Origin of the sequence: Pseudomonas agronomica (genome assembly GCF_025917275.1) — a bacterium.
Lineage (GTDB): Bacteria > Pseudomonadota > Gammaproteobacteria > Pseudomonadales > Pseudomonadaceae > Aquipseudomonas > Aquipseudomonas agronomica.
In genome coordinates, this window is record NZ_JAOSHO010000497.1 from 1 (window position 1) to 3,584 (window position 3,584).

The following is a 3,584-nucleotide window of genomic DNA, read 5'->3' on the forward strand; positions in this document are numbered from 1 at the left end:
GCGCCGCCCAGGTACCGGACCTGCAGGGTGATCGACAGGCCGTTGGGGTAATCCTCCAGGTAGACGTTGCGCTGGTCGGCATAGACCCGATATGTCGATTCGGTGGCTTGCAACGTGGTCCCGGCCACCTTGCCTGGCGCGCTGATGGCCAGGGCGTTGGACTTCACCGCCTGCAGCTTATCGAAGGTCAGGGGCAGGTCGACGATGCCGCCATACACGTAGTAATCGAACAAAAAGCGGCTGGTCGGCTCCAGGGTCGTCAACGTGGTGGCGCCGGCGCTGATGGTCACTGTCCCGTAATTGGCGTTGGGGCCGATGGGGCTGGTGATGTCGTCCCTGACGGTCCGGAAGGTTTCCTTCGGTATGACGTTCACCATGTCGATGCTCAGGTAACCGGTGCCGTCCAGGTCGGCATAACCGGCATTGCCCGTGCTCTGGTTGACCAGTTGCCGGCCCGGCTGGCAGTTCAGCGGCTCGTCGGCGAAGGCCGGGGCCAGGGTGCCGATGACCCGGCCAATGCTCGGGTTGGGTGTGTACTTGCCGGCGGCGTAATCGGCGTCCAGTTGCTCGGTGGTCATCGTCGGGCACATTTCGAACATGACGAAACGCAGGACGATGCCTGTCGCGCCCGGCGCCTGGATGATCGAGCGCAGGCCGCTGCTGTTCTGGTTCCAACTGACGATGCTGCTCATTGGGAAGGTCAGTTGAAACGTGCCGCTGGCGTGAAAAGAGCCCGGTGCATCCATTTTTGCCGGCAACAGCACACGTCCCGCGACGTCGAAACTGCTGCACACGGTGTCGTAGCGGATCAGTAATTGGACGTTGTCGTTGCCACCGATTTGCAGCCCACCGACGAAAATCTGCGTGGTCGTCGAGGCGGTGGGGTCCAGGTCCACCATCATCGGGCCGGAAACCGGGCCTTGGCCGGTCACCGGGTCCACCGAGCCGAGAAGGTAGACGGCCTGGCCCACCAGGTCGCCGGTGGTGGTGATACTGCCAGGGTTGCCTTGGGAGCTGATCAAGGCGTTCTGCATGTCGACGACATGTTGCCCGTAGTGATTCCAGCCACCGGCGGTGTAGTAGTTGCCGGCGGGGGCATTGATCATATTGTTCAGTTGGTCGTCGGAGTAGGGTTCGGCGCCCGGTGCCAGGGTCGAGGTGGTCAGGTCGAAGAGCGGCCAGTCATCGTTGCCATCGTAGGGAATGGTTGGCGAGTTGTTCGGCAGGCTGACGTCCGTGCGGATGCCGCCCCAGAAGTTCAGCCGTGGTCCGTTCAGGATGCTCATGGTCTATTCCTCTTCCTTGATGGTTTTGCCGACAGGCGCGTTGGCGAATTTGAACAGGTAGGAGTAGTCGGACTTGTAGGGGCTCCTGACCGGTGTCGCCATGGAATGGCAATTCATGCAACTGCTGTTGGGCTGGATATAGCTCTCCATGGTCACGTTGGCCGAGAGTGCGGGTGTCGGCTGGCCCAGCGGATTGCTGGGGTTGTCTGGCATCAATGGGCGCTGGGTGGTGATCAACTGGTAATACTTCAGGACGCTGCGTTGCAGGTCCGGGTCGCTGCGGTAGCGGGTGTTGACCGCGTGGGTGATCTCGGCGATCGGGGTGAACCGGTTCAACGGGTTGGGGGTCTGGAAGGTGGTGCCGGGCTTGGGCACGCAGACCAGGTGTGCGCCCTGGGGCTGCCAGTCGCAGGGCGACTGGTTGAGGGTGGCTGGCGCAGCGCTGGGGTTGAAGTAGGAATAAGCCGTCCCGGAGGCCGGCTGGTCGACCCACACCCCGTTCACCTGCACTTTGGGCGGAACGTTGTCGATCTGCTCGAAGGTCGACCAGATCCATTGCGGATAACCGTTCACCTTGGTGATGAGGTGCAGCCCCACCAGGCCCAGGTAGGCCTCGGTGACCCCGGTGCGCTGCCCTTGCTCGTCGAACGTGGCCACGCGCGCGAGCATGGTCAGGTAGTGGCTGGCGTTGTCTTTTGGGGTGAGGATGCGCCAGCTCGATTTCACTTCGATGACCCCGTAGGGGAAGTTGATGTTGTTGGCTTTGGAAACCACATCGGCGTTGTAGAACTGATGGGCGACGATGTAGTTATAGGAGGTCTCGTTGGCCGAGATGTCGTAGTAGGTCGGGTTGCCGGCCTGGTCGATGAGCCAGCCGCCGACGGCCTGGTCGACGGCATTCACCTGGGAGCTGTTCTTCAGCGCGGCGATGTTGATGATGCCCAGGCTCTTGGCACGTTGCGGGGAGTTCCATGGGCCTGGATCGGCCCCCTGTGGCAGGAAGGTTTCCTCCACGGTCTTGTAGGTCTGCCAGACGGTGTAGCCGGCATCTCCGGGTTGCTTGCTGCAGTCGGGATCACCACGCTGCCCCGCCTGGGCGGGCCAGTTCACGGCGATGAAGAGCTGCCAGCTGTATTGATCGAACAGATCCTGGCTGGCATTGGCGGCCGGTGCGGTACTGGGAGGTTGGCAATTCAGGTTCGAGGCCTGCGTCCGTGGCATGGCGTGCTCCTGGGATTGTTCCAAGGCCAGCGCCGGAAAATTGGCCAGACCCAGCAGTACCAGGGTGAAACGGAGTGAAGTATTCATGGCGATCCTTCGACGTAGGTCAGGGTTTGCGCTGCATGAGTTTGTTCCACTGCGCCTTTTGCCCGTTGCTCTGGGAAGCCGGCGGCTCGAACAGCTGGCAGGGCGGCGGATTCGCCGGGCACATCGCGGCCACCTGGGCCCAGGTCTGGGCCGGGTCCGGTTTGGCGATGCGGAACTGGGTATAGTTCTGGCTGACGATCGGCGCATTGGCGACGCTGGTGTCACCGGAGAAAAAGAACGACTGGGGCTGCCGGTAGGGCGGTTGTCCCGTCATCTTTTTGTAGAAGGCATAGCCGAACAGGATCGGACCCTGGGGCGATTGAAGGTCCAGCGCGTAGGCCTGCACGCTACCGTCGAGGTTCTGGCTGCGCACGGCGCTGTAGGGCAGGTGCTGGATAAAGTCTTGCCGTGGCGGATGGTTCATCGGCGAGAACATGCAGCAGGCCGGCATGTCCTTGGGGCGATCCTGCGGGTAGGTCAGGAAGTAGGCCTTGTTGCCCAGGGACACGAAGGAGCAGGTGTAGTTATTGTTCTTGATCGGGAAGATCGGCAGGCAGTATTTCTCGTAGTGCTCCATCATCGCGCCGAAGCCGTCACCATCCGGCGGGATATAGGTGGTGTCGTAGTAGCTGGTGCCTCGGGAGACGGTGTAGTCCGCCGGGGCCAGGGTGGAGGGGGGATTGCTGTAGGGCGGCGGGTTCTTCTCGTAGTTATGCATCACCCGGTACATCGTCCAGTCGCTGATCCAGAACGCCGGGAAAAACGGATCGGAAGGGTCGCCCGGGGCGCGTTTGGCAATACAGTTGCCGTTCTGTTCGTTACAGCCCTCGGTGTTGTGCACCCCCATGGTGAAGTACACCGCGCCGCTGTCCTGGGCGAAGAGCGGTGGGCTGAACAGCAGGATCAACAGCAACAGCCGGTTCATGAGACTGGTTTTCATATCGACACTCCTGTGAAGTGCCGGGTGATTGACTTCTCACCCGGTCCATT

General features: G+C 61.7%; 3 protein-coding genes. All 3 read right to left on the reverse strand.

The window, feature by feature from the left end:
* Positions 1–1,286 (reverse strand): hypothetical protein (locus OC610_RS23365; RefSeq protein ID WP_264431192.1); only part of this gene is annotated, 1,286 nt, incomplete at its 3' end.
* A gap of 3 nt (positions 1,287–1,289) precedes the next feature.
* Entirely contained in the window at positions 1,290–2,594 is a 1,305-nt protein-coding gene (locus tag OC610_RS23370) for a hypothetical protein (protein WP_264431194.1), read from the reverse strand.
* Positions 2,595–2,613: 19 nt separating this feature from the next.
* Positions 2,614–3,534, reverse strand: a complete 921-nt coding sequence (locus OC610_RS23375) for a hypothetical protein (RefSeq protein ID WP_264431196.1) — start codon at positions 3,532–3,534, stop codon at positions 2,614–2,616.
* Positions 3,535–3,584 lie beyond the last annotated feature (50 nt).